We start from the raw sequence: 20,801 nt of genomic DNA on the forward strand, positions 1-20,801 counted from the left end.
CATCACAGCCGGAAGGGGAGCGGCGGACGATCGCATGTGCGGCAACTTCCTTCGAGACCTAGCCTTGCCGTGTGCGCAACGTGTCCGTGGCCGACTTCGACGGCCTCCCCGTGGACGTCCTGCCGATCGGCACCGACTACCCGCCCGACCACCTGCTCGCCCGGCACGAGCACCGGCGGGCACAGCTGCTCTACGGCGCGAGCGGGGTGATGCTCGTCGAGACCGACGAGGGGTCGTGGACGGTGCCGACCGACCGCGCCGTGCTCATCCCCGCGGGCGTCGCCCACGAGGTGCGGATGCTCGACGTCACGACGTGGAGCCTCTACGTCGAGCCCGACGCCGTCCCGTGGTGGCCGACCGTCTGCACCGTCGTCGAGGTCGGCCCGCTCCTGCGCGAGGTCCTCCGCGCCGCGAACGCGCTCGAGGTCCCCTACGACGAGGCCGGTCGGGACGCGGTGCTCGTCCGGCTCGCCCTGCACGAGCTGCAGCGGGTGGCGCCGATCCCGCTCACCGTGTCCCTGCCGCCGCACGGGGTCCTCCGCGAGCTGTGTCGTTCCTACCTGGCAGCCCCGGACGTCCACGTGACGAACGCGGACTGGGCGCGCGCGGCCTCCGTGTCCGAGCGCACCCTCGATCGGCACTTCCGCGAGGCGACGGGCGTGGGGCCCGCGGGCTGGCGGGTCCGTGCGCGTCTGTTGTCGAGCCTCCCGGCCCTCCGGCGGTCGAGCGTGACGGACGTCGCGGGCCGGCTCGGGTACGCCACCCCGGCGGCGTTCACTGCCGCCTTCACGAAGGCGTTCGGTGCGCCGCCGTCGCGGTTCCGGTGAGGGGCTTGCGCAGGACCGAGCACGCACCCATACTGAACCCAGCGGTTAATTAACCGCAGGGTTCACCGAGGAGGCGACGATGGAGACCGATCGCACCGACGCCGTCCTGTCGGCGCTCGCCGACCCCATCCGTCGCCGCATCGTCGAACGACTCGGCAGGGGCGAAGCCACCGTCACCGACCTCTCGGCACCCTTCGACGTCAGTGCGCCGGCGATCTCCCGGCACCTCGGCATCCTCGAACGCGCCGGCCTCATCACCCGCGAACGGCACGGCACCTGGCGCACGTGCCGCCTCCGGCAGGAAGCCGTCGACGAGCTCGGCACCTGGGTGGGCCGGTTGCGGCCCGACTGGGACCGCCGGTTCGACAGCCTGGAGGCGCTGCTCGCCTCCCAGCGACCGCCCGCCCCCGTGGGTGGCGCGTCCACCGCACCGACCGTCACGTCCGTCGACCACCAGGAGCAGTCATGACCGAACAGTTCACCGCCCACGCCACGCACCGGTTCGCGTACCCCATCGCGGACGTCTACCGCGCCTTCGTCGACCCCACCCTGCTCGCGCTGTGGTTCGGGCCGCTCGGCTTCCACGTCCCGGCAGCCACCGTCGAGGTCGACGCCCGGGCCGGCGGGGCGTGGAACCTGACGATGGTGAGCAACGACAACCCCGAGTGGACGTCGCCGGTGACCTCGGTGCTCGAGCAGATCGAGGAGAACCGGATCATCGTCGGTACCTCGACCGCCCAGGGGATCCCCGGGATCGAGGACGGGACGCCGCTGTCCCTCACGCTCGAGTTCGCCGAGGACGGCGACGGCACGATCGTCACGCTCACCCAGGGCCCCTTCCCCGAGGTCATGCGCGACATGAACATCGCCGGTTGGACGCAGTCGTTCCACAAGCTCGAGGCGCTGCTGGGGTCGCCGAAGGAGTTCCTCAAGGCCCCGTGACGACGGCCGTTGCCCCCGGAACTGGGGTTGTCCGGTCCGGGCAACGGGGTTGTGGACTCGTCACGAAAAGGTGACCATCGTTCGGCGGCGTGTCGAGAGCACGTCGCCGAACGGCCGCGCAGGGGCTCGGCCGGTTCCAGATCAGGGGTTCCATGACCAGCACACCGTCCTCCGTCGCGCACGCACGCCGACTCCCTCGACTCGCCGCCGCGGTCGTGGCCATCGCCGTCGTCGCCGGCGGTGTCGTCGGGATCGCCGAACCGGCGTCCGCCGCCGTCGTCCACAAGGGCTCCGTCCCGGCCGGCACGACGCTGCAGCCCGGGGACTCGGTGACCTCGCCGAACGGGCAGTTCCGGCTGATCCTGCAGGGCGACGGCAACCTCGTCGAGTACGGCGTCGGGAACCAGGTGCTCTGGGCATCGAACACCTCGAACCAGCCCGGCGCGATCGTGACGATCGGCCGCAACCGGGCCGTCGACCTGCTGCGGGGCGGGAAGCGGATCGTCCGCTGGGCCTCGGCCGGCACCGCGCAGTCCACGTCGTTCGCCGTCCGCGCCGACGGCACGATGGGGCTCTACTCCGGCAAGACCGCGATCGTGAACTGGACGAGCCAGCAGGGCACGGTCCCCGCTGGCAACTCGATCTACTCCGGCACCGTGCTCAGCTCCGACACGAGCGGTGCCCGTCGCCTCTCCATGCAGGCCGACGGCAACCTCGTGCAGACCGTGAACCGCAAGGTCGTCTGGCAGTCCGGCACCGCCGGCCACAAGGGCGCGTGGGCCGAGCTGCGCAAGGACGGCAACTTCGCCGTCGTCGGTCGCGACGCCGCGCAGAAGAAGGTCACGCTCTGGAACTCGCGGACCGGCACAGCGGGCGCCGGCACGCTCATGGTGCAGGTGGACGGCAACGTCGTGCTCTACGGCGGCAAGGACACCCGGGTGTGGTCGACGAAGCCCGTCACCGGCATGATGTGGCCGGTCGCGAGCACGAAGATCTCCGGGCGCTACGGCGACGACCGCGGGGCCGGACACGTCCCGCGCTACCACCAGGGCGCCGACGCTCCGGTCGCAGTGGGCACGCCCGTGTACGCCTCCGGGACCGGCACCGTGACGAGCACCGTCGCGAACAACGCCTCGTACGGCAACTACATCGTCGTGACCTACGGGAACGTCACCGTGCTCACGGCGCACCTCAGCAAGATCGAGGTCAAGCAGGGGCAGATCGTGTCCGTGCGGAGCGAGATCGGGCGGTCCGGGAACACCGGGCAGTCGACGGGGCCGCACGTGCACGTGGAGACGCGGCGGGCGGGGTCGCTCTTCGATCCGTTGACGCTGCTGCACTTCCGCTGACGCCGGGGAACGGCCCGCACTGGACCGGTGCGGGCCGTTCGTCGTCGTTCGCCCCCGGGGGCGAGGAAATCCACAGCCTGATCGACTCCCGCACATCACATGTCACGATCGTCATGTGACGGGAGCCAAGCGCGCAGGGATATACATCGACGGGTTCAACCTCTACCGCCGCGCGCTCGAACAGCGGCCCGAGTGTCGGTGGCTCGACGTCCGACGGCTCTGCGAGCTCTTGCTCCCGGACTTCGAGGTGGTCCACGTCCGGTACTTCACCGCGTACTCGCAACCGTTCCGGGGGTCTCCCTGCACTTCGGGACCTTTCGGTCGAATCGTCGGTGGATGGCCGTCAGCCCGCTCGAGCTGCAGGCCGACGGATCTCCTCGAACCGTGCGGGTGCGCAAGATCGAGGAGAAGGGGTCGGACGTCAGCCTGGCCGCGCACCTCGTCTGCGACGCGATGAGCGGGAGCGTGGACGCGGTGTTCGTCCTGTCGAACGACTCGGACTTCGTCGATGCGCTGCGGCTGGCACGGGAGCGCGCCGATGTCGAGATCGGGTTGATCAGCCCGACGGCGGCACCCGCTCGGAGCTTGCTCGCTCTCGCTCCCGATCACGTGCGGCATGTTCGCGCGGCGTCGATGCTGGCGGCGCAGCTGCCCGAGCGGATCGTGGATGCCCACGGCACGGTCACCCGGCCGAAGCGCTGGGTGGCCAGAAGTACAGAAGCCCCGCCGGAGGCGGGGCTTCGCGCCCGGTAGTCGAGACATCCGGGGGTGTGGCACACACGCTATCCGAGAGGCCGGCCACGAGCAAGCGCGGGACCTTGCCGCCGTCTCGTCTGCGCCGCTCGCTCGACTCGTGGCCGACGCGCGACACCAGCACGGACTGCTTTGCTCCAGTCGACAGTCCCGGACCTCGGCGACGTCCCTCCAGTCGGAACGGCCCGCACTCGTGCCGAGTGCGGGCCGCCGTCTCAGTCCCGCCGCCAGACGTCGAGCAGGAGCCTGGTGACGGCCACGAGCAAGCTCGCGACCGGCAGCCAGGACATCCGACGCCTGGGCTCGGACCCGTTGTCCTTCGACATCGAGACCACCTCCGGTGTGTCAGCGCCGGCGGACACGAGGAGCGGGGTGCCGAGGGGTGCGTCCATGACCGGGGTCACGTATGCTAGTTCCGAGCGAAACGCTCGGGACGTCGCGTGTCCCTCTGGCACTCCACTCGGAGAGCAACTCGAAGCCCATCACCGTTGCAGCGGTGGTGGGCTTCAATCTTGCCCGGGACGATCGTCCGGCGACCGCCGCCCCATACAGCAGCCTACGGTGATGATGTGTGATGTTCCACCTGCAGTAGCTTGGTCACTGCCCGCGAATTGGGGGCGCGAGCGATCGCATTGGTGACAGGTCTTCAACTAACGTTGGATCGACCCAGGGGAGGAACGATGGAGTTCGAAGAACGCCTTGCTGCACTGGCCACGAAGGTGCAGAACCAGCGCGAGGCCATCCAGACCGAAGAGGCGACGAAGAACGCGTTCGTCATGCCGTTCATCTCAACGATCCTCGGCTACGACGTGTTCAACCCGCTCGAGGTCGTACCGGAGTTCACCGCCGACGTCGGTGTGAAGCGCGGCGAGAAGGTCGACTACGCGATCATGCGCGACGGCGAGGTGCAGATCCTCATCGAGTGCAAGAAGTCCACCGAACCGCTGAAGATCGAGCACGCCTCCCAGCTGTTCCGCTACTTCTCCGTCACCAACGCCCGCATCGCGGTGCTCACGAACGGCGAGGTCTACAACTTCTACACGGACCTCGATGCGCCGAACAAGATGGATGACCGGCCGTTCCTGGTGCTGGACCTCGCTGACATCGACGAGACGCTCCTCCCGGAGTTGAGCAAGCTCACGAAGGACGTCTTCGACCTCGACTCGGTCATCAGCGCGGCGGAAGAGCTCAAGTACGTCGGCTCGATCAAGCGAGCGATCGCCGCGCAATTCCGCGAGCCGGAGGAAGACTTCGTCCGACTCTTCGCCTCTCGTGTGTACGACGGCCGTTTCACCCAGGAGGCGCGGACGCAGTTCACGACGCTCGTCGCGAAGGCGTCGAAGCAGTTCCTGAACGAGCAGGTCAACGATCGCCTCAAGACGGCTCTCGGCGCCTCCTACACGTCCCCGGTCGGAGCGGAAGCACCTGCGGAGGCCATGACGAGCGCGGCAGTCGCGGAGGACGATCTCGACCGGGACACCGAGATCGAGACCACGCTCGAGGAACTCGAGGGGTACCAGATCGTCAAGGCGATCGCCTGCAGCGAGGTGAAGCCGGACCGCATCGCGCACCGCGACCAGAAGTCGTACTTCGCCGTCCTGCTCGACGACAACAACCGCAAGCCGATCGCTCGTCTGTGGTTCAACGGCAAGAAGCAGAAGTACCTCGGGCTGTTCGACGAGAACAAGGTCGAGACCAAGCACCCGATCGAGGCGCTCGACGACATCTACCTCCACGCGAACGCAATACGCGCCAGTGTCGCCAGCTACCTGAAGTGATCACCCCGGCAGTCTCCCCTCTGATGAGATTCGGTATCCGGCCCCGACTAGCTATTTACGCGATTGAAGGCAGATGCTCCAGGTGAACTCCGTACGCCGCCGCGCACTATTCGGACTGGTGGTACTCCTCGCTTTCACGGCGGTTGCATCCTTAACGGGTGAAGCATTTTACGGGGCTTGGTGGTTCTACACGGCACTTGGCGGAATCCTATCCGCGTCACTGCTCGAACCGTTCTATACGGCGGCTCGGCCGGCGTTGGTTAACGCGATTGGCGCCATCGCGGCGTTCTTTACTGTTGACCGGAGCCCCCTGTGGGGGCTGTGGGTTTCCTACCTCGGCCTTAGCTTGATCGTTGTCGTAGCGGCATTATTGGCAATATTCCTTGCGGATGACACGGCTTTGAAGCGCGTATCCTACCGAGTTTCATCGTGGGGAACTGCCGTGGCGCTGGGGGTTACCGCGCTTCAGCTCTACGCCGTCAATCGCATTGCGGCTGGTGATTCAAGGTATGTGTGGTTGGTAATAGCTGCGACCTTGGTCGCATTCGCTCCAAAAGTCGTTCCCCTTGCCGCGCTGTGGCGTAAAGAGCCAACGGTGAATGGAGCGCTCATAGACGCGATCGCGCCTGGCGTCGTGCTCCTCGGCGGATTGGGGCGTATCGAAGCAGGACGCCGCGTTCGTGTCTCCGACGTGGGCGAAGGTGTGGTGACCGGTCAACTACCTGGGCAGACCGGCTGGCAGACCGTCGTGTCTCTTGCCCAGGCTGGTGATGTATCGGGCGGTGGTCTTCAGCGGAGTGTTGGTGTCGAGGTGGGGGCGCATTCGAACGTTGTAGGCGTGGCAGGGCCCGGTACGACCGTCTCGTTAGTCCATTTCACCTCTCTTGAAGCGCTCGAACTCGGTCAGGTGCTGGCCGCTGACGTCGACGGTGCAGATCGGTGGCTGCAAGTCGTTCACCTCGAGTTGAACGAAATGAACTGGTCTAATTCGAAGGCGGTGGGCGCGTCCATCGTTGCGACGCAACTGGGAACCGAGGTGGCCGGTTGGCTCAGGCATTCCGTGCGCCTTTTGCCGCCTCATGCTCCGCTCCGACTTGCGGCACCCTCGACGAGCGCTCTGCCAAGCACTCATTTTCGCGTCGGTGAGCTCCCTGGTACCTCGATGCCGATTGGCGTCGCTACTGATCCTGCTGTAAGGGGCCATGTCGCGGTGCTCGGGATGTCAGGAATGGGAAAGACAACAACTGTCGCTCACATTGGGGAGCAACTCTCCAAGATGGCGCAGGTGGTGGTCCTCGACGTTACCGGGGAGTACTCAAGTAAGAGATCGATTGCTTCATATTCGACCGGAGCCGCGTTCTCGAACGGGTTCTCAGTGCAGGATGTGCGAGGGGCTCCGGCCGCTGCGACAGAGGTATTTGTTCGGGAGATGATGAACTCTGGGCATGCGGAGTACATGGCGGGTTCACCGAATAGCCGGGTGGTGTTGTTAGAGGAAGCGCACAGTCTCGTCCCAGAGTGGAACTTTGCGAGTCGGCCCGAGCAGGACGCATCGGCATTGTCGGCGCGCTACGTCATGCAGGCTAGAAAATTCGGCCTCTCGTTTGTTCTTGTCTCGCAAAGAACGGCGGTTGTTTCGAAGTCTGTTCTCAGTCAATGCGAAAGCTACATCGTATTTCGCGTGGTGGACGACACCTCTCTCTCGTATCTAGAGTCTATTGTGGGCCCTATTGCGCGCCAGGTGGTGCCGTCCTTGAAGCGATACGAAGCCTTGTGCTTTGGGCCTGCCTTCAACTCCGACGGACCGGTTGTCGTGAGGATGGACGTCTAGGCTCGGTTTTGATGGAGAAGCGCGGCGGTCGGGTGCTCGTGTTGGTGGCGATCGGGGTGGTCGCGGGGGTGCTCTCCGGCCTGTTCGGCGTCGGCGGCGGGGTCATCGTCGTGCCGGCACTGATGGCGTTCCTCCAACTCGACCAACGTCGGGCATCGGCGACGTCCCTCGTGGCGATCGCCCCCGCGGCCGTCGTCGGTGCGATCACCTACGCCGTGCAGGGCGAGGTGCACTGGCTCGCGGCCCTGACCCTGGCGGTCGGCAGCGTCGTCGGGGCCCCGATCGGCGCGCGGCTCCTCCGTGCGCTCCCGCTGCGGGTCCTGCCGTGGATCTTCGTCGGGTTCATCGCGGTCGTGCTCGTCTCCCTGTTCACGACGGTGCCGACGCGTGGGGGCGACGTGCACTTCGGGGTCGTCGAGGCGATCGTGCTCCTGCTGCTCGGGCTGCTCTCGGGCGTGCTGTCGGGGCTCGTCGGGGTCGGCGGTGGCGTCGTCATCGTGCCGGGGCTCGAGGTCGTCCTCGGCGCGGGCGACCTGCTGGCGAAGGGCACCTCGCTGCTCACGATGGTGCCGACGTCGGTCTCCGGCACGGTGGCGAACCTCCGTCGCCGTGCGGTGGAGCTGCGGGTCGGCCTCACGATCGGCATCACGGCCGCGATCTGCTCTCCAGGAGGCGCGTGGATCGCCCGCCTCGTCGATCCGCAGGTGGGTACCTGGCTCTTCGCCGAGTTCCTCGTGGTGGTCGCGGTGATCGTCCTGCGCCGTGGTCGCCGGGCCGTGCCGCGGAACGAGGCGACGGACGGGGAGGTCGCGTGACGCGCCTCCAGGCCGGTGGTGGACGGAACCCGGCGGATGCGGAGGCCGTGCTCGCGGCGTTCGCACGGACGAGCGGTGACGTGCCGGCGGCGCGACGCGTCGCGCGGCAGTTCGCCGACCTCGACGAGGGCGAGCGGTCCGCGCTGCTCTGGAGCGAGGACGCGGGGGCACGCCTCGTCGCGGTCCTCCTGATGGTGCAGGCGATGCGGGAGCACCCGGACCCGGAGCTGACCGACGAGTACCTGTCGGCGGCGAAGGCGGAGCGCTTCGACGACTCGGTGCTGGTCGACCTCGGGGCGGAGGAACTCGTGGGCGCCCCGCTCGTCGGCGGCTCGACCGGACCGCTGTTCGCGCTCGTGAAGTCCGACGTTGCGATGGTCCGGCGGATCGCTCTGGTCGCGACCCTGGCGTTCGTGAAGCAGGGCGACGCCGAGGTGCCGCTCGCCATCGCGGGGCGACTCGTGCGGGAGCGGAGCGACACCGTGCAGTCGGCACTCGGGTGGGTGCTGCGCGAGACCGGCAAGCGGGCGTCGGAGGACGCGCTCGTGGCGTTCCTCGAGCGGCAGGCGCGGTTCCTGGGCCCGGCGGCACGGGCGACGGCGACGGAGCACCTGCCGGCGGCCGAACGCGACCGGTTGCGCGGCTGAGGCGACCGCCGGCCGTCCGTCGGACGCGGCGCGTGCCCTCAGTCGGACGCGGCGCGTGCCCTCAGTCGGACTCGGTGGGCTCCGCGAAGAACGTCGTGAGCGACACGACGACACCGTCGCGGACCTCGACGACGTCGATCCCGCGCACGGCGGGCGCCCCGACCGGGCCGAAGCCCCACGCGAGTGCGCCGTGCGTCTCCGAGACGTAGCGACGCCCCTCCTCGACGAACTGGAAGGCGCCGGGCACGGTCTCGAGGAGCTCGGCGGCCTTCTGCTCGAGGGCGTCCCAGCCGACGGCGGTGCCCTCCGGGTCGGTGAAGGTCACGTCGGGGGAGTACGTCCGCTCGATCGCGGCACGGCGGGAGGCGGCGTCGCGGTTCCCGAAGACGTCGTGGAGGTTCGCGGTCAGCAGCTCGGACACGGTGGCCATGCCCGGAGCCTAGCCTGGGGGCATGCACACCGAGGTGCCCCGGCCCCGCATCGATGCCGCACTCGTGGAACGGCTCGTGGCCGCGCAGTTCCCGCAGTGGTCCGGGCTGCCCGTGCGCGAGGTCGATCCGCAGGGATGGGACAACCGCACCTACCGACTCGGCAGCGAGCTCGCGGTCCGGCTGCCGAGCGCCGCCGGGTACGTGGCGGCGGTCGAGAAGGAGCAGCGGGTGCTGCCGTACCTCGCGTCGCGGCTCGACGTCCCGGTGCCGGAGCCCGTCGGCCTGGGCGTCCCCGCCGACGGGTACCCGTTCCCGTGGTCGGTCCGGCGCTGGATCGACGGCACGGTCGCGCTCCGGGCGACGGACCTCGACCGACGGGCCTTCGCCGCCGACGTCGGCGCGGTGCTCCGGCAGCTCCGGGCCGTGCCGGCCGGGGACGGGCCGGTCGCCGGGGCGCACTCGTTCCACCGGGGAGCGCACCCCTCGCACTACGCGGCCGAGGTGGTGGCGGCGCTCGACGCGCTCGGGGACGCCGTCGACCGCCGTGCCTGCGAAGCGGTCTGGGACGCTGCGACGGCCTCGGTCTGGCACGGGCCCGCCGTGTGGTTCCACGGCGACGTCGCCCCGGGCAACCTGCTCGTCGGCGCGGACGGTCGGCTCTCCGCGGTGATCGACTTCGGCACGTGCGGCGTCGGCGACCCGGCGTGCGACCTCGTCCTCGCGTGGACGTTCCTCGACGGCGATGCCCGCCGGGACTTCCGTGCCGCGGTGGGTCTCGACGGGGACACGTGGGCGCGTGCTCGGGGCTGGGCGCTCTGGAAGGCGCTCATCATGCTCGCGGGGAGCGCCGGGCCGGGGGACCGGAGTGAGCACGAGGCGGTGCTGCGGGCGGTCCTCGCCGATCCGGTCGCGACCTGAACTCCGAGTCACGCAGTCGGACCGCCCGCCGGGGCCGGGGCCGGCGGGACTAGGGCGTCAGCACCGCGTCCAGCACGAGGTCGAGCGCCGCGAGCTGTCGCTCGGGCGTCCACCGCTCCGGGTCGCCCGCGGCCAACGCGGTGATCCCCTCGACGGTCGCGGCCACGGCAGCCGCGCGGTCGGCACACACCGCACCCGCGAGGCCGGTCGCGAGCGCGAGCAGTCGAGCGAGTCGCTCGGCGAAGGAGCGGCTGTTCGTCACGTGCCGATCACGCAGCACCGGGTCGCCGAGCGCGGCGGCGAGGAACGCGACCCACGCCCGGGCCTCGGCGAGGCGTCCAGCATCGACCGCGAGTGCGCCGCCGGCCACGGCCCGCACTGCTGATGCCGCATCCGGGGCGTCCGCCTCGAGCGCGTCGGCACGGACCCTCGTGCGGTCGTGCAGGACGTCCCGGGCGTGCAGGAGGAGGGCGCGCTTGTCGGGGAACGTGTGGAGGACGAGCCCCGTCGTGCACCCGGCGCGCTCGGCGACCGCACGGAGCGTCAGGCCCGTCGGACCGAGGTCGGCGAGGGTGGTGAAGACGGCCTCGGACAGCCGGGTCCGCTGGGCGGCATCGTCTCGGGTCCGGGGCACACCGGAAGCGTAACAGGTGTTACCGTAACGGTCGTTACCGAAAGGATCGCCATGCGCTGGACCATCACGACCGTCCCGTTCGACCACCCGGACGCCGACCGGCTCCGCCGAGCGCAGCGGCAGGAGCTCGACGCGCGGTACGGAACGAGCGACCACGAGCCCGGCGTCCCGCCGACCGCGGCCGACGTTCCGGTGTTCGTCCTGGCCTGTGACGAGCACGGCTCCGCGATCGCCTGCGGCGGACTCCGGCCGCTCCCCGACCATGTCCTCGGTGCCGGGGTCGTGGAGATCAAGCGGATGTACACGACGCCGTCCGCTCGGGGGACCGGTGTGGCGACGGCGGTGCTCCGGCGGCTCGAGCGGGAAGCGGTGCGGGCGGGCGCAGGCTCGGTGGTCCTCGAGACCGGCACGGCGCAACCCGACGCGATCCGGTTCTACGAGCGCGAGGGGTACACGGCGATCCCGCTCTTCGGCGCCTACGCCGGGTCGACGAACTCGGTGTGCTTCGGTCGGCGAATCGACGCGGTCCCCGAGGTCAGCGCCGCGGACTGATGGGCGTCTCGGCCAGGACGACGTCCGGGTCCATCGGGATGCCTCCGAGTACCCGGGGTGTGCCCTCGTGCCAGGCGACCTCCACGCCGGAGGCACGGAGTCCGGCGACGCTCAGGTCGATCCGGAGCAGCGGGATGGACAGGTCGGCGTAGCGCTCGGTCACGATCGCATCGACCTCCGCCGGGGTGGTCACGCGGACGTGGTCGCCGGGTTCGAGCGGCACGTTCCGGGTCGCGACCTCGTACACGCCGAACCCGCGGCTCATCTCCCAGTCGTCGGCGATCGCCACGTGGCAGATCACGTCGTCCATTGCGCATCCTCTCCTAATGAAACGCCAACGTATCATTACCGGTACACTCGGACCATGGGCAAGCGAGGGCGACCGACCGCGGACGAGCGTGCTGCACGCGACGAACGGGTGATCGACGTCGCGACCGACCTCTTCCTGGCGCACGGCTTCGCGGACGTCTCGCTCGACCGCGTCGCCGCAGCGGCCGAGGTCACGAAGCGGACGATCTACACGGCCTTCGGCGACAAGGCGGCCCTGCTCCGGGCGGTCGTCCAACGGCACCACGGGTACAGCGACGACGCGCACCCCGACCTCGAGTCGACCGCGACCGCCGTGGTCGAGGCGTTGCTCTCGGACCGCGCGGTCGCGCTGCACCGGCTGGTCATCGCCACGGCCGTCAGCTCGCCCGAACTCGCACGGGGCTTCCACGAGTCCGGCCCGCTCACGGCGCAGGCCGCGCTCGTCCGCGCCGGTGCGGAACCGGGCGAGGCGGAAGCGCTCTTCACGCTGCTCCTCGGGGAGCGACACCGTCGGCGACTGCTGGGCCTCGAACCGGCTCCGACCGCTGCCGAGGCCCGCACCGCCGCCCGTCGCGCGCTGGCACGCACCGGAGCAGGACCCGGGGTCACGGCCACCCGGCACGACCCCGCCGACCCCGCCGACCCCGGCGACCCCGGCCCCGGCCCCGCGCCTGGTCCGCGGTCAGCGTGAGAACACGTCGTCCAACGTGTACGTCCCGAGCCGCCGCTGCCGGACGAGCGCGCCCAGCCGGGGGAGCGCGTCGATCGTCCCCGGGAAGTTCGCGTGCCCGATCACGATCCGGCCCGGCGTGAACCACTGGTCCGCGAACCCGACGATCTGCCCGGCACCGATGTCTCCGGAGTCCGCGAGCGTGCCGTACCAGAGCAACGGCGTGGTGTAGCCGACGCGTGCGGCCACCGCGTCGACCCGGGCGTCGTGGTACCCGAACGGCGGCCGGAAGTACGGGCGCGCGTCGACGCCGAACGTGCGCTCGATGAACTCGTGGTTGCGCGTCAGCTCGTCCTCGATGGCCTGGTCGCCGAGCTTCGTCAGCGCCGGGTGGTCCCAGGTGTGGTTGCCCATCTGCACCTGCCCCGACTCGACGAGGGGCCGGAGCACGTCGGCGTGCTCCGTCCAGGAGGGCCGCGCCCCGTTCACGAAGAACGTCAACCGGGTGCCGGTCGCGGCGGCGAAGCGGGCGTAGGCACCGACGACGTCGGAGGACGCTCCGTCGTCGACGGTCCACGCGATCCCGGGCGTCCCCGCCGGCAGTCCGGTCACGGTGCCTGCCGGGAGCGTCGTCCTCGAGATCGTCGGCTGCACCCACGTCGGTGTCGGCGTCGGAGTGGGCGTCGGCGTCGGGGAACGCGTCGGGGTCGGTGGGTGCGTCGCGACGGCCTCCCGTCGTGGTCCGGTCGGCGAGCAGGCGGAGAGCGCCCCGGCGGCGAGCAGGGCGCCCGCTCCGGCGAGCAGGGAGCGGCGGGTGGTGCGGTGGTCCATCGGCACCAGCTTCGGTCGACCGGCCGGTCGGGCGCATCGGCTGGCGGGACGATCCGGTTGGCCGGTCGGCCACCGGGCGCGAGCACGGGACTGCGCACGGCGACGACGAGTGCGCACGGTGGACGGCGCGCAGACGTCGTTCCGATGCGCACCTCCGGCAGGCGGCTGACGCGGGACACGGGGTCGCCGCGGGCGGGCCAGGAGGCGCGGCTCGCGTCCGCCACGGAACGCGCTGACCGGACGGGGCTGGGAACGCACCACGGGTCGGGCGGGTACCGACGTGGGGAGACGAGCCGCGCCTCCTGGCCGGCCCGAAGCGACCACGAGAGGAACGCGACGTGCGCGCACTGACCTGGCAGGGCACCGAGAAGGTGTCCGTCGAGACCGTCCCCGACCCGACCATCCAGGAGCCGACCGACGCGATCGTGCGGATCACCTCGACCGCGATCTGCGGCTCCGACCTGCACCTCTACCGGGTGCTGGGCGCCTACATCGACAAGGGCGACGTCCTCGGCCACGAGCCGATGGGCATCGTCGAGGAGGTCGGTTCCGCCGTCACGAACCTCAAGGTGGGCGACCGCGTCGTCGTCCCGTTCAACATCTCGTGCGGCCACTGCTGGATGTGCCGCAACGGCCTGCAGTCGCAGTGCGAGACCACCCAGACCGCCGAGTACGGGACGGGCGCCTCGTTGTTCGGCTACACGAAGATGTACGGCCAGGTCCCCGGCGGACAGGCCGAGTACCTCCGCGTGCCGCACGCCGACTACGGGCCCATCGTCATCCCGGACGACGGCACGCCCGACGACCGCTGGCTGTTCCTCAGCGACATCCTGCCGACCGCCTGGCAGGCCGTGCAGTACGCCGACGTGCCCGAGGGTGGGACGCTCGCGGTGCTCGGCCTCGGTCCGGTCGGACAGTTCGCGGCCCGGATCGGCGCGCACCTCGGCTACCGGGTGCTCGCCGTCGACCCCGAGCAGGTCCGCCGCGACCTGGGGGCGAAGCACGGTGCCGAGGTGTTCGACCTGACGAAGGACGTCGTGCCGCAGCTCATCGACCTGACCGACGGTCGCGGTCCCGACGGGGTCGTCGACGCGGTCGGCATGGAGGCGCACGGCAACCCGGTCGCCGGGTTCGCGCAGCGCGCCGCCGGACTCCTGCCCGACGCGATCGCGCAGAAGGCCATCGAGGTCGCCGGTGTCGACCGGCTCGCTGCCGTGCACGCGGCGATCGACCTGGTCCGCCGTGGCGGCACGGTCTCGCTGAGCGGTGTCTACGGCGGTCGAGCGGACCCGATGCCGATGTTCACCCTGTTCGACAAGCAGATCACCGTCCGCGAGGGGCAGTGCAACGTGAAGCGCTGGATCGACGACATCATGCCGCTCGTGCAGGACCCGTCGGACCCGCTCGGGACGCTCGACCTGACGACCCACCGGGTCTCGCTCGAGGACGCCCCGCACATGTACGAGGTGTTCCAGAAGAAGGAGGACGGCTGCGTGAAGGTCGTGCTCGACCCCGCACTGGCCGCCGCCTGATGCGGATCGTCGTCGTCGGCGCGACCGGCAACCTGGGGACCGCCGTGCTGCGGCGGTTGGCAGCGGTCCGTGCCGAGGGCACCTCCGTCGAGGTCGTCGGGGTCGCCCGGCGGCTGCCGGACCTCCGTGCCGAGCCGTACGGGACGGCCGTCTGGCACGCCGTCGACATCGGCGCCCCGGACGCGGTCGATCAGTTGGCCGCCGTGTTCCGGAGTGCCGACGCGGTGGTCCACCTCGGCTGGGCCCTGCAACCGACGCACGACATCCCGGCGCAGTACCGGACGAACGTGACCGGGACCGCCAACGTCCTCGAGGCCGTGGCGCGCGTCGGCGTCCCCCAGGTCGTCGTCGCATCGTCCGTGGGGGCGTACCGCGGGGTCGACGTGGACGGCAAGCGGACGCCCGTCGACGAGGAGTTCCCCGTCACCGGCATCCCGACCGCCACGTACTCGATCCACAAGGCCGAGAACGAGACTGCGATGGACGCCTTCGCCGCTCGCCACCCGGACGTCGTCGTGACCCGGCTCCGCCCCGGACTGGTCTTCCAGCGCAGCGCCGCCGCGGAGCTCCGCGGACTGTTCCTCGGACGTCTCGTGCCGATGTCGATCGTCCGGTGGATCCGCTGGGCGGTCCTGCCGTTGCCGCTGCCGTTCGTGTTCCAGGCCGTGCACGCCGACGACGTCGCCGATGCCTTCTGGCGCGCGATCGACCGACGTGCCGGCGGGGCGTTCAACATCGCTGCCACACCCGTGCTCAACCCGCCGAGGATGGCGCGGGCGTTCGGCATGCTCGGGGCGATCCGGGCGCCGATGTGGCTGATCCGCGGGCTCGTCACGCTCACGTGGCGGCTGCGATTGCAGCCGACGGACGCGGGGTGGGTGGACATCGCGGCCCAGGTGCCGATCATGCGGACGGACCGGGCGCGGTCGGTGCTCGGATGGGAGGCGCGGCACACTTCCGAGGAGGCCTTGCGCGAGCTCGTGGCCGGGTTCGCGGACGGGGCGCGGGTGCCGGGGTCGGGGCCGTTGAGCGGGTGAGGGTGGCCCCTTCGCGGGGCAGCGCCCGGGCCGGGGAAGCGCTACGGTCGGATCGTTCCGACGAAGGGGGACGGCGTGTTCGGGGATCTGTACAGCGACGGCAGCGGCGGGTTCGGGGGTTTCGGCGGGCTCGGCGACTTCGGCGCGTTCGGGGTCCTGTTCGGCGTGGGCTCGGCCGTGATCGGCCTCGGGGTCGTCGCGATCGTCGTGACGATCGTCCTCCGCAGCGCCCGGATGGCGAAGCGGGGCCAGAACCCGTTCACCATGGAGGAGGACCTGGCGTACCAGGCCATGCAGAGCCGGACGCTCGCGCCCGAGAAGACGCTCGAGCAGCGGCTCGCCGAGCTCGACGACCTGCGCGCCCGCGGCGTCATCTCCGACGAGGAGCACCGCACTGCCCGCACCGAGGCCCTCCGCGGCTAGCCTGGGCGGGTGCTGCAGCCCATCGACCTGCTCGGGGAGTGGACCCTGCGCCGCACGGTCCACGACCGGCGTGCCGGGGTCGACGGCCTCGTGACCGGGACGACCACGCTGACGCGCGCGGCCCCGGACGAGGTCCGCTGGGACGAGACCGGCACGATGGCGTTCGACGGGCGGACCGTCCCCGTGGCACGGACGCTCCGGGTGCGCCGGGGCCCGGACGGCCGCTGGACCGTGCACTTCGCCGACGGCCGGGTGTTCCACGACTGGGTCTGGGGATCGGCGGTGTCGCACGCGTGCGCGCCCGACGACTACTCCGGGGTGCTCGCCGGGGACGCCGATCGGTGGACGGTCCGGTGGGAGGCGCACGGTCCCGCGAAGGACTACGTCCTCGACAGCACGCTGCGACGTCGGTCCCACGCGGCAGACTGAGTGCATGCCCCGCAGCTCCGGTACCGACGCCCCGCGCATCACCCTGACCGAACCGACGGACCTCGACGACTGGACGCCCGGTCCCGGCGACGTCCTCACGGGCGACCGGATCGAGGGGAAGCGCATCGACGTGTTCGACCTCGCGGGGGAGCGGCTGCCGGACCTCGAGATCGAGGAGTCGGTGATCGGCACCCTCCGGGTCGACGGCGCCGACCTCCGGGGACTGCGGGTGCGTGACTCGGTGGTCGAGACGCTCGACGCGCCGGTGCTCCGGGCGTCGAGCAGCTCCTGGCGCGAGGTCCGGATCGCCGGCGGCCGCATCGGTTCCGCCGAGCTGTACGACGCGGGGCTGAACGGCGTCGAGTTCGTCGGGATGAAGCTCGGGTTCGTGAACCTCCGTGGGTCGACGCTCACCGACGTGGTGTTCCGCGACTGCGTCGTCGACGAGCTGGACATCGCCGATGCCCGACTGCTGCGGGTGTCGTTCGAGGGGACGAGGATCCGCGCGGCCGAGGGGTCGAACACCCGGATCGAGCACGTCGACCTCCGCGCCGCCGACCTCGACCGGGTGGAGCGGCTCGAGGGGTTCCGCGGCGCGACGATCGCCGCCGACCAGCTGTGCACGCTCGCGCCGCTCCTCGCTGCCCAGGCGGGCTACCGCGTCGACTGACCCGCCGGCGCGGACGCGGTCGCCAGCGCGCGCGCCAGGTCCGCCTGCACGAGGTCGCCGTGCACCGCCGCGCCCGCCTGCGTCCCGGCCGCCGCCGACGCGATGACGGTCGCCATCGGCGCCGCCACGTTCCCGGCCGCGTATACGCCCCGCACGCTCGTCTGTCCGGCGGCGTCCACCGTCAGGGCACTCGCGTACCGGTGGTCTCCCATGAGCTGATCGGTGGCCTCGAGCCCGAGTCCCTCGAGGAACCCGATGCGCGCCTCCGCCGTGCTCGCGGCGGCCAGGGCGTCGAGCGCCACGAACTCGCCGGACACCAGCGAGACGCCGGTGAGCCGATCACCGTCGGACACCACGCCGCGCACCGGTCCCGTCACGACCCGGACACCGCGGGCGGCAAAACCGGCCAGGGTGGTGTCATCGACGAGCGTCAGGTCCGTGACGAAGGCCGTCACGTCCTCGCTCAGCGCGCGGAACATGAGCACCTGGTGTGCCCCGATCGGCGACGTCACGAGCACGCCGATGCGCTGGTCGCGGATCTCCCACCCGTGGCAGAACGGGCAGTGCACCACACCGAGCCCCCACTGCTCGGCGAGGCCCGGGACCTCCGGCAGGACGTCCACGGCGCCCGAGGCGACGACCACCCTGCGGGTCGCGACGACCGCGCCCGACTCCAGCGTGACCGAGAAGCCGACCGGGTCGACACCGTCACCGTCCGTGGCGGACGCGGCCACGATCCTCCCGGTCGTCCCCTCGACGCCGTAGGCGGCCACCTCGTCGCGGCCGACCGAGCCGAGCTCCGCTGGCGAGGCGCCCTCGCGCCCCAGGTAGTTGTGGACCCCCTCGGCGCGGGCGTTCCGCGGCTCGCCGGAGTCGACGACGAGCACGGACCGTCGCGAACGGCCGAGGACGAGAGCTGCTGACAGGCCGGCGGCTGCTCCGCCGACCACGATGACGTCGTAGTGATCACGCATGCCTGCATCCTGCGGATCCATGAGCGCCGACGGCAAACATCCTTGCCGGTCTGGCAACATGGTCGGCATGGCGACGGATCGGGAGGAACGGATCACCCCGCGCACGACGGCCGAGGTCGTCGACGGGGTCGGCCCACGACTGCGCGCGCTGCGGACGCGCCGTGCCGTCACGCTCGCGGCGCTCGCCGCCGAGACCGGGATCTCGGTGTCGACGCTGTCGCGGCTCGAGTCGGGCCAGCGGAAGCCCACGCTCGAGCTCCTGTTGCCGCTCGCACGGGCGTACCAGGTGCCGCTCGACGACCTGGTCGGGGCGCCTCGGACCGGTGATCCGCGGGTGCACCTCGCGCCGGAGCTGCACGGCGGCCGGGTGGTGGTGCCGCTCACCCGACGGACCGGCGGCGTGCGCTCCTTCAAGCAGCTGATCCCGCCGGAGCCCGCGAACACCGATCGGTCCCTCCGGACGCACGAGGGCTACGAGTGGCTCTACGTGCTGTCCGGACGGCTCCGGCTGCTCCTCGGCGACCGTGACTTCGACCTCGGGCCGGGCGAGGTCGTCGAGTTCGACACGCACACGCCGCACTGGGTCGGGAACACCACGGACGAGGTGACCGAGGTGCTGTGCCTGTACGGGCCGCAGGGCGAGCGGGCGCACATCCGGTCGCGGCCCGCCGACCGCTAGAAGACGTGTGCGATGACGTCGTCGAGGAGGCCCGACGTCGGCGTGTTCGACTGCTGGACGTGGATGCCGACGTCGCCGCGGGTGTAGTACGTGTCGCCGTCGGTGACCGGGTACTCGGCGTTCTGCGTGCCCTTCTGGCAGCGGTACCCGTAGCCGTCGAGGGAGCAGTCGTACCCGTCCAGTGCCGTCTTCAGGTGCTCGTACGCCTTCGTCGAGTCCACCGTCGCGACCCGGATCGACAGGAAGGAGATGTCCGCCCGAGGGTCCTTCCAGACGCAGGAGAGCTGCTTGCCGTCCGGCTGGAGCACCGGGGTGAGGTCGTCCTTCGGCACCACCACCGGGTCGCCGACCACCGTGGGGTCGTTCAGGGGCGAGCCCGCGAACGAGGAGTCCCACTTGCCCGCCGTGATGAGCGCCGCGCACGAGTCGGGGATCCGGCCGGCGTCGTCGTCGACCCCGGGCACGGGGGTGATCGTCGAGGTCGGACGCGGGGTCGAGCCCGGCATGGTCGGGGAGGCACTCGGAGCCGCGGCGGACGTCGTCCCGGTCGGGGCAGGGTCGGCGCCGGTCGAGCCCTGGGCGCAGCCGGTGAGGGCCAGTGCTGCGAGCGCGATCGCGATCGCCGTGCTCCCCGTGGTCGTCATCCGTCGCATGTGCTCCCCCTGGTACCGCGATCACGGGCCGGGCGGTGGCCCCGCAGCCGACCGTAGTCGTCGGCGTCCGCGGACCGATCCGATCGTCATCGGATCGTGTCCGGGGCGGTTCCCGCCGGCGATGGGAGGATGACCGGGTGACCACGCCCACCGTCCCGCTCTTCCTCGACTGCGACACCGGCGTCGACGACGCCCTCGCCCTCACGTACCTGCTCGACGTCCCGCACGTCGACCTCGTCGGCATCGGTACGGTCTCCGGCAACACCGACGCGGCGACCGCGGCCGTCAACACCGCGGCGCTGCTGGCCCTGTGCGGCCGGACCGTGCCCGTCGCGGTCGGCGCGCACGACCCGATCGGCGGATCGTACGGCGGCGGCGCTCCGCACGTGCACGGAGCGAACGGCATCGGCGGGGTCGACCTCCCGCCGGGTGTCGCGGCCGCGGAGGACCCCGCCGCCGAGCTCCTCGTCCGGCTGGCCCGCGACCACGCAGCCGGTGACCGGAAGCTCGACGTCCTGGCCATCGGGCCGCTCACGAACCTCGCTGTCGCGCTCGAGGCCGAGCCGCGTCTGCCGGAGCTCGTCGGCACGCTGACGATCATGGGCGGTGCCGTGGGGGACGCGGGCAACGTGTCGCCCACCGCCGAGGCGAACGTCCACAACGACGCCGAGGCGGCCAGGCGGGTCCTCCGCGCCGGATTCGACCTCGTGCTCGTGCCGCTCGACGTCACCCGGCAGCACCGCTTCGACGACGCCGATGCCGACCGGTTCACGGCGGCCGGCGATCCGCTCCGGGTCGCGCTCGGAACGATGCTGCGCAGCTACGTCGACTTCTACGAGTCGGTCGACCACGTCCGTCGCGCACCGCTCCACGACCCGCTGGCGGCGGCCATCGCGGCGGGCGAGGTCGAGCCCGCGGTCCGTACCACCCCGCTCGACGTGGTGGTCGGTGGGGCCGAGCACGGCCGGACGGTCCCCGCTGCGGACGGGCCGGCGGTCCGTGTCGTGGTGACGGCCGACGACCGTGCGGCGGACGTCATCCGCGAGCGCATCCTCCACGTCGGCACGGTGTCGACCGGGTCGGTCGGGCGCGACGGCGTCGGTCGGTAGCGCAGCGG

At 71.0% G+C, this 20,801-nt stretch carries 26 protein-coding genes; 19 read left to right on the top strand and 7 right to left on the bottom strand.

The genetic code is table 11. From position 1 onward, the window contains the following. Positions 1 to 71 precede the first annotated feature (71 nt). From HWD93_RS08360 to HWD93_RS08380, 5 genes are all read left to right on the top strand, one after another. On the top strand, positions 72 to 827 hold the full coding sequence (locus HWD93_RS08360; RefSeq protein ID WP_261646556.1) for a helix-turn-helix domain-containing protein: 756 nt from the start codon (positions 72 to 74) through the stop codon (positions 825 to 827). 79 nt (positions 828 to 906) lie between these two features. Next, positions 907 to 1,296 (top strand): helix-turn-helix transcriptional regulator, encoded by a 390-nt coding sequence (locus HWD93_RS08365; RefSeq protein ID WP_071303328.1) that lies wholly within the window; start codon positions 907 to 909, stop codon positions 1,294 to 1,296. Then, a complete protein-coding gene (locus HWD93_RS08370) occupies positions 1,293 to 1,769 on the top strand; it encodes an SRPBCC domain-containing protein (RefSeq protein WP_261646557.1) in 477 nt (158 codons plus the stop codon). Before HWD93_RS08365 ends, HWD93_RS08370 begins: the two co-directional genes overlap by 4 nt. A gap of 152 nt (positions 1,770 to 1,921) precedes the next feature. Continuing rightward, positions 1,922 to 3,118, top strand: coding sequence for a peptidoglycan DD-metalloendopeptidase family protein (locus HWD93_RS08375; protein ID WP_071303330.1), 1,197 nt, complete (start codon positions 1,922 to 1,924; stop codon positions 3,116 to 3,118). A gap of 336 nt (positions 3,119 to 3,454) precedes the next feature. Beyond that, positions 3,455 to 3,871 carry an NYN domain-containing protein gene (locus HWD93_RS08380; RefSeq protein WP_261646558.1) on the top strand — a complete coding sequence of 139 codons (417 nt, stop codon included), beginning with the start codon at positions 3,455 to 3,457 and terminating at the stop codon, positions 3,869 to 3,871. Between the two features lie 215 nt (positions 3,872 to 4,086). Here the strand turns inward: HWD93_RS08380 and HWD93_RS08385 are convergent, their stop codons facing one another. Further along, positions 4,087 to 4,263: a hypothetical protein gene (locus HWD93_RS08385; protein ID WP_175473744.1), complete on the bottom strand. Its 177-nt coding sequence runs from the start codon at positions 4,261 to 4,263 to the stop codon at positions 4,087 to 4,089. 288 nt (positions 4,264 to 4,551) lie between these two features. Between HWD93_RS08385 and HWD93_RS08390 the strand changes: the two genes are divergently transcribed. The 4 genes from HWD93_RS08390 to HWD93_RS08405 all read left to right on the top strand — a co-directional run bounded on the left by HWD93_RS08390 (position 4,552) and on the right by HWD93_RS08405 (position 8,942). Continuing rightward, a complete protein-coding gene (locus HWD93_RS08390) occupies positions 4,552 to 5,649 on the top strand; it encodes a type I restriction endonuclease (RefSeq protein ID WP_071296557.1) in 1,098 nt (365 codons plus the stop codon). 82 nt (positions 5,650 to 5,731) lie between these two features. Beyond that, complete coding sequence (locus HWD93_RS19450) at positions 5,732 to 7,480, top strand: ATP-binding protein (RefSeq protein ID WP_175475951.1); 1,749 nt, start codon at positions 5,732 to 5,734, stop codon at positions 7,478 to 7,480. Then, a complete protein-coding gene (locus HWD93_RS19455; protein WP_261646559.1) occupies positions 7,423 to 8,295 on the top strand; it encodes a sulfite exporter TauE/SafE family protein in 873 nt (290 codons plus the stop codon). The genes HWD93_RS19450 and HWD93_RS19455 overlap by 58 nt, the downstream gene beginning before the upstream one ends. After that, positions 8,292 to 8,942 (top strand): DNA alkylation repair protein, encoded by a 651-nt coding sequence (locus tag HWD93_RS08405; protein WP_261646560.1) that lies wholly within the window; start codon positions 8,292 to 8,294, stop codon positions 8,940 to 8,942. The genes HWD93_RS19455 and HWD93_RS08405 overlap by 4 nt, the downstream gene beginning before the upstream one ends. 61 nt (positions 8,943 to 9,003) lie before the next feature. Here HWD93_RS08405 and HWD93_RS08410 read toward each other — a convergent pair whose 3' ends face one another. Then, positions 9,004 to 9,372, bottom strand: a complete 369-nt coding sequence (locus tag HWD93_RS08410; protein ID WP_070417224.1) for a nuclear transport factor 2 family protein — start codon at positions 9,370 to 9,372, stop codon at positions 9,004 to 9,006. A gap of 22 nt (positions 9,373 to 9,394) precedes the next feature. Between HWD93_RS08410 and HWD93_RS08415 the strand changes: the two genes are divergently transcribed. After that, positions 9,395 to 10,291, top strand: a complete 897-nt coding sequence (locus HWD93_RS08415; protein ID WP_261646561.1) for an aminoglycoside phosphotransferase family protein — start codon at positions 9,395 to 9,397, stop codon at positions 10,289 to 10,291. Between the two features lie 49 nt (positions 10,292 to 10,340). Here the strand turns inward: HWD93_RS08415 and HWD93_RS08420 are convergent, their stop codons facing one another. Next, positions 10,341 to 10,925, bottom strand: coding sequence for a TetR/AcrR family transcriptional regulator (locus tag HWD93_RS08420; RefSeq protein ID WP_071296562.1), 585 nt, complete (start codon positions 10,923 to 10,925; stop codon positions 10,341 to 10,343). 51 nt (positions 10,926 to 10,976) lie between these two features. Between HWD93_RS08420 and HWD93_RS08425 the strand changes: the two genes are divergently transcribed. Continuing rightward, entirely contained in the window at positions 10,977 to 11,477 is a 501-nt protein-coding gene (locus HWD93_RS08425) for a GNAT family N-acetyltransferase (protein ID WP_261646562.1), read from the top strand. Here HWD93_RS08425 and HWD93_RS08430 read toward each other — a convergent pair. Then, positions 11,461 to 11,787: a hypothetical protein gene (locus tag HWD93_RS08430; protein WP_261646563.1), complete on the bottom strand. Its 327-nt coding sequence runs from the start codon at positions 11,785 to 11,787 to the stop codon at positions 11,461 to 11,463. The genes HWD93_RS08425 and HWD93_RS08430 overlap by 17 nt on opposite strands. Positions 11,788 to 11,841: 54 nt before the next feature. On the opposite strand from HWD93_RS08430, the gene HWD93_RS08435 reads away from it, so the two are divergent. After that, entirely contained in the window at positions 11,842 to 12,477 is a 636-nt protein-coding gene (locus tag HWD93_RS08435; RefSeq protein WP_261646564.1) for a TetR/AcrR family transcriptional regulator, read from the top strand. Here the strand turns inward: HWD93_RS08435 and HWD93_RS08440 are convergent. After that, positions 12,469 to 13,287, bottom strand: coding sequence for a polysaccharide deacetylase family protein (locus HWD93_RS08440; RefSeq protein WP_261646565.1), 819 nt, complete (start codon positions 13,285 to 13,287; stop codon positions 12,469 to 12,471). The genes HWD93_RS08435 and HWD93_RS08440 overlap by 9 nt on opposite strands. 338 nt (positions 13,288 to 13,625) lie before the next feature. On the opposite strand from HWD93_RS08440, the gene HWD93_RS08445 reads away from it, so the two are divergent. The 5 genes from HWD93_RS08445 (at position 13,626) to HWD93_RS08465 (ending at position 17,378) form a co-directional block, all read left to right on the top strand. Then, positions 13,626 to 14,819, top strand: coding sequence for a zinc-dependent alcohol dehydrogenase (locus HWD93_RS08445; protein WP_261646566.1), 1,194 nt, complete (start codon positions 13,626 to 13,628; stop codon positions 14,817 to 14,819). Further along, positions 14,819 to 15,856, top strand: coding sequence for an NAD-dependent epimerase/dehydratase family protein (locus HWD93_RS08450; protein ID WP_261646567.1), 1,038 nt, complete (start codon positions 14,819 to 14,821; stop codon positions 15,854 to 15,856). The genes HWD93_RS08445 and HWD93_RS08450 overlap by 1 nt, the downstream gene beginning before the upstream one ends. 75 nt (positions 15,857 to 15,931) lie before the next feature. Continuing rightward, positions 15,932 to 16,279, top strand: coding sequence for an SHOCT domain-containing protein (locus HWD93_RS08455; protein WP_261646568.1), 348 nt, complete (start codon positions 15,932 to 15,934; stop codon positions 16,277 to 16,279). Between the two features lie 9 nt (positions 16,280 to 16,288). Further along, positions 16,289 to 16,708, top strand: a complete 420-nt coding sequence (locus HWD93_RS08460; RefSeq protein ID WP_261646569.1) for a DUF6314 family protein — start codon at positions 16,289 to 16,291, stop codon at positions 16,706 to 16,708. A 4-nt stretch (positions 16,709 to 16,712) separates the two neighbouring features. Then, positions 16,713 to 17,378, top strand: coding sequence for a pentapeptide repeat-containing protein (locus tag HWD93_RS08465; protein ID WP_261646570.1), 666 nt, complete (start codon positions 16,713 to 16,715; stop codon positions 17,376 to 17,378). Here HWD93_RS08465 and HWD93_RS08470 read toward each other — a convergent pair. Further along, on the bottom strand, positions 17,363 to 18,352 hold the full coding sequence (locus tag HWD93_RS08470; RefSeq protein WP_261646571.1) for an NAD(P)/FAD-dependent oxidoreductase: 990 nt from the start codon (positions 18,350 to 18,352) through the stop codon (positions 17,363 to 17,365). The two genes, HWD93_RS08465 and HWD93_RS08470, sit on opposite strands and share 16 nt — an antisense overlap. Before the next feature lie 67 nt (positions 18,353 to 18,419). Here HWD93_RS08470 and HWD93_RS08475 point away from each other — a divergent pair, with 67 nt between their 5' ends. Continuing rightward, on the top strand, positions 18,420 to 19,031 hold the full coding sequence (locus HWD93_RS08475; RefSeq protein WP_071296572.1) for a helix-turn-helix domain-containing protein: 612 nt from the start codon (positions 18,420 to 18,422) through the stop codon (positions 19,029 to 19,031). On the opposite strand, the gene HWD93_RS08480 is transcribed toward HWD93_RS08475, so the two are convergent. Further along, a complete protein-coding gene (locus HWD93_RS08480; protein WP_261646572.1) occupies positions 19,028 to 19,684 on the bottom strand; it encodes a hypothetical protein in 657 nt (218 codons plus the stop codon). The two genes, HWD93_RS08475 and HWD93_RS08480, sit on opposite strands and share 4 nt — an antisense overlap. A gap of 137 nt (positions 19,685 to 19,821) precedes the next feature. Between HWD93_RS08480 and HWD93_RS08485 the strand changes: the two genes are divergently transcribed. Beyond that, entirely contained in the window at positions 19,822 to 20,793 is a 972-nt protein-coding gene (locus tag HWD93_RS08485; protein ID WP_261646573.1) for a nucleoside hydrolase, read from the top strand. Positions 20,794 to 20,801 lie beyond the last annotated feature (8 nt).

The organism is Curtobacterium sp. C2H10 (assembly GCF_025407985.1).
Lineage (GTDB): Bacteria > Actinomycetota > Actinomycetes > Actinomycetales > Microbacteriaceae > Curtobacterium.

Coding starts and splice junctions, on each gene's coding strand:
- HWD93_RS08365 (WP_071303328.1), top strand. CDS start 907: ATGGAGACCGATCGCACCGACGCCGTCCTGTCGGCGCTCGCCGACCCC.
- HWD93_RS08370 (WP_261646557.1), top strand. CDS start 1,293: ATGACCGAACAGTTCACCGCCCACGCCACGCACCGGTTCGCGTACCCC.
- HWD93_RS08375 (WP_071303330.1), top strand. CDS start 1,922: ATGACCAGCACACCGTCCTCCGTCGCGCACGCACGCCGACTCCCTCGA.
- HWD93_RS08380 (WP_261646558.1), top strand. CDS start 3,455: ATGGCCGTCAGCCCGCTCGAGCTGCAGGCCGACGGATCTCCTCGAACC.
- HWD93_RS08385 (WP_175473744.1), bottom strand. CDS start 4,263: ATGGACGCACCCCTCGGCACCCCGCTCCTCGTGTCCGCCGGCGCTGAC.
- HWD93_RS08390 (WP_071296557.1), top strand. CDS start 4,552: ATGGAGTTCGAAGAACGCCTTGCTGCACTGGCCACGAAGGTGCAGAAC.
- HWD93_RS08410 (WP_070417224.1), bottom strand. CDS start 9,372: ATGGCCACCGTGTCCGAGCTGCTGACCGCGAACCTCCACGACGTCTTC.
- HWD93_RS08415 (WP_261646561.1), top strand. CDS start 9,395: ATGCACACCGAGGTGCCCCGGCCCCGCATCGATGCCGCACTCGTGGAA.
- HWD93_RS08425 (WP_261646562.1), top strand. CDS start 10,977: ATGCGCTGGACCATCACGACCGTCCCGTTCGACCACCCGGACGCCGAC.
- HWD93_RS08430 (WP_261646563.1), bottom strand. CDS start 11,787: ATGGACGACGTGATCTGCCACGTGGCGATCGCCGACGACTGGGAGATG.
- HWD93_RS08435 (WP_261646564.1), top strand. CDS start 11,842: ATGGGCAAGCGAGGGCGACCGACCGCGGACGAGCGTGCTGCACGCGAC.
- HWD93_RS08440 (WP_261646565.1), bottom strand. CDS start 13,287: ATGGACCACCGCACCACCCGCCGCTCCCTGCTCGCCGGAGCGGGCGCC.
- HWD93_RS08450 (WP_261646567.1), top strand. CDS start 14,819: ATGCGGATCGTCGTCGTCGGCGCGACCGGCAACCTGGGGACCGCCGTG.
- HWD93_RS08465 (WP_261646570.1), top strand. CDS start 16,713: ATGCCCCGCAGCTCCGGTACCGACGCCCCGCGCATCACCCTGACCGAA.
- HWD93_RS08470 (WP_261646571.1), bottom strand. CDS start 18,352: ATGCGTGATCACTACGACGTCATCGTGGTCGGCGGAGCAGCCGCCGGC.
- HWD93_RS08475 (WP_071296572.1), top strand. CDS start 18,420: ATGGCGACGGATCGGGAGGAACGGATCACCCCGCGCACGACGGCCGAG.
- HWD93_RS08480 (WP_261646572.1), bottom strand. CDS start 19,684: ATGCGACGGATGACGACCACGGGGAGCACGGCGATCGCGATCGCGCTC.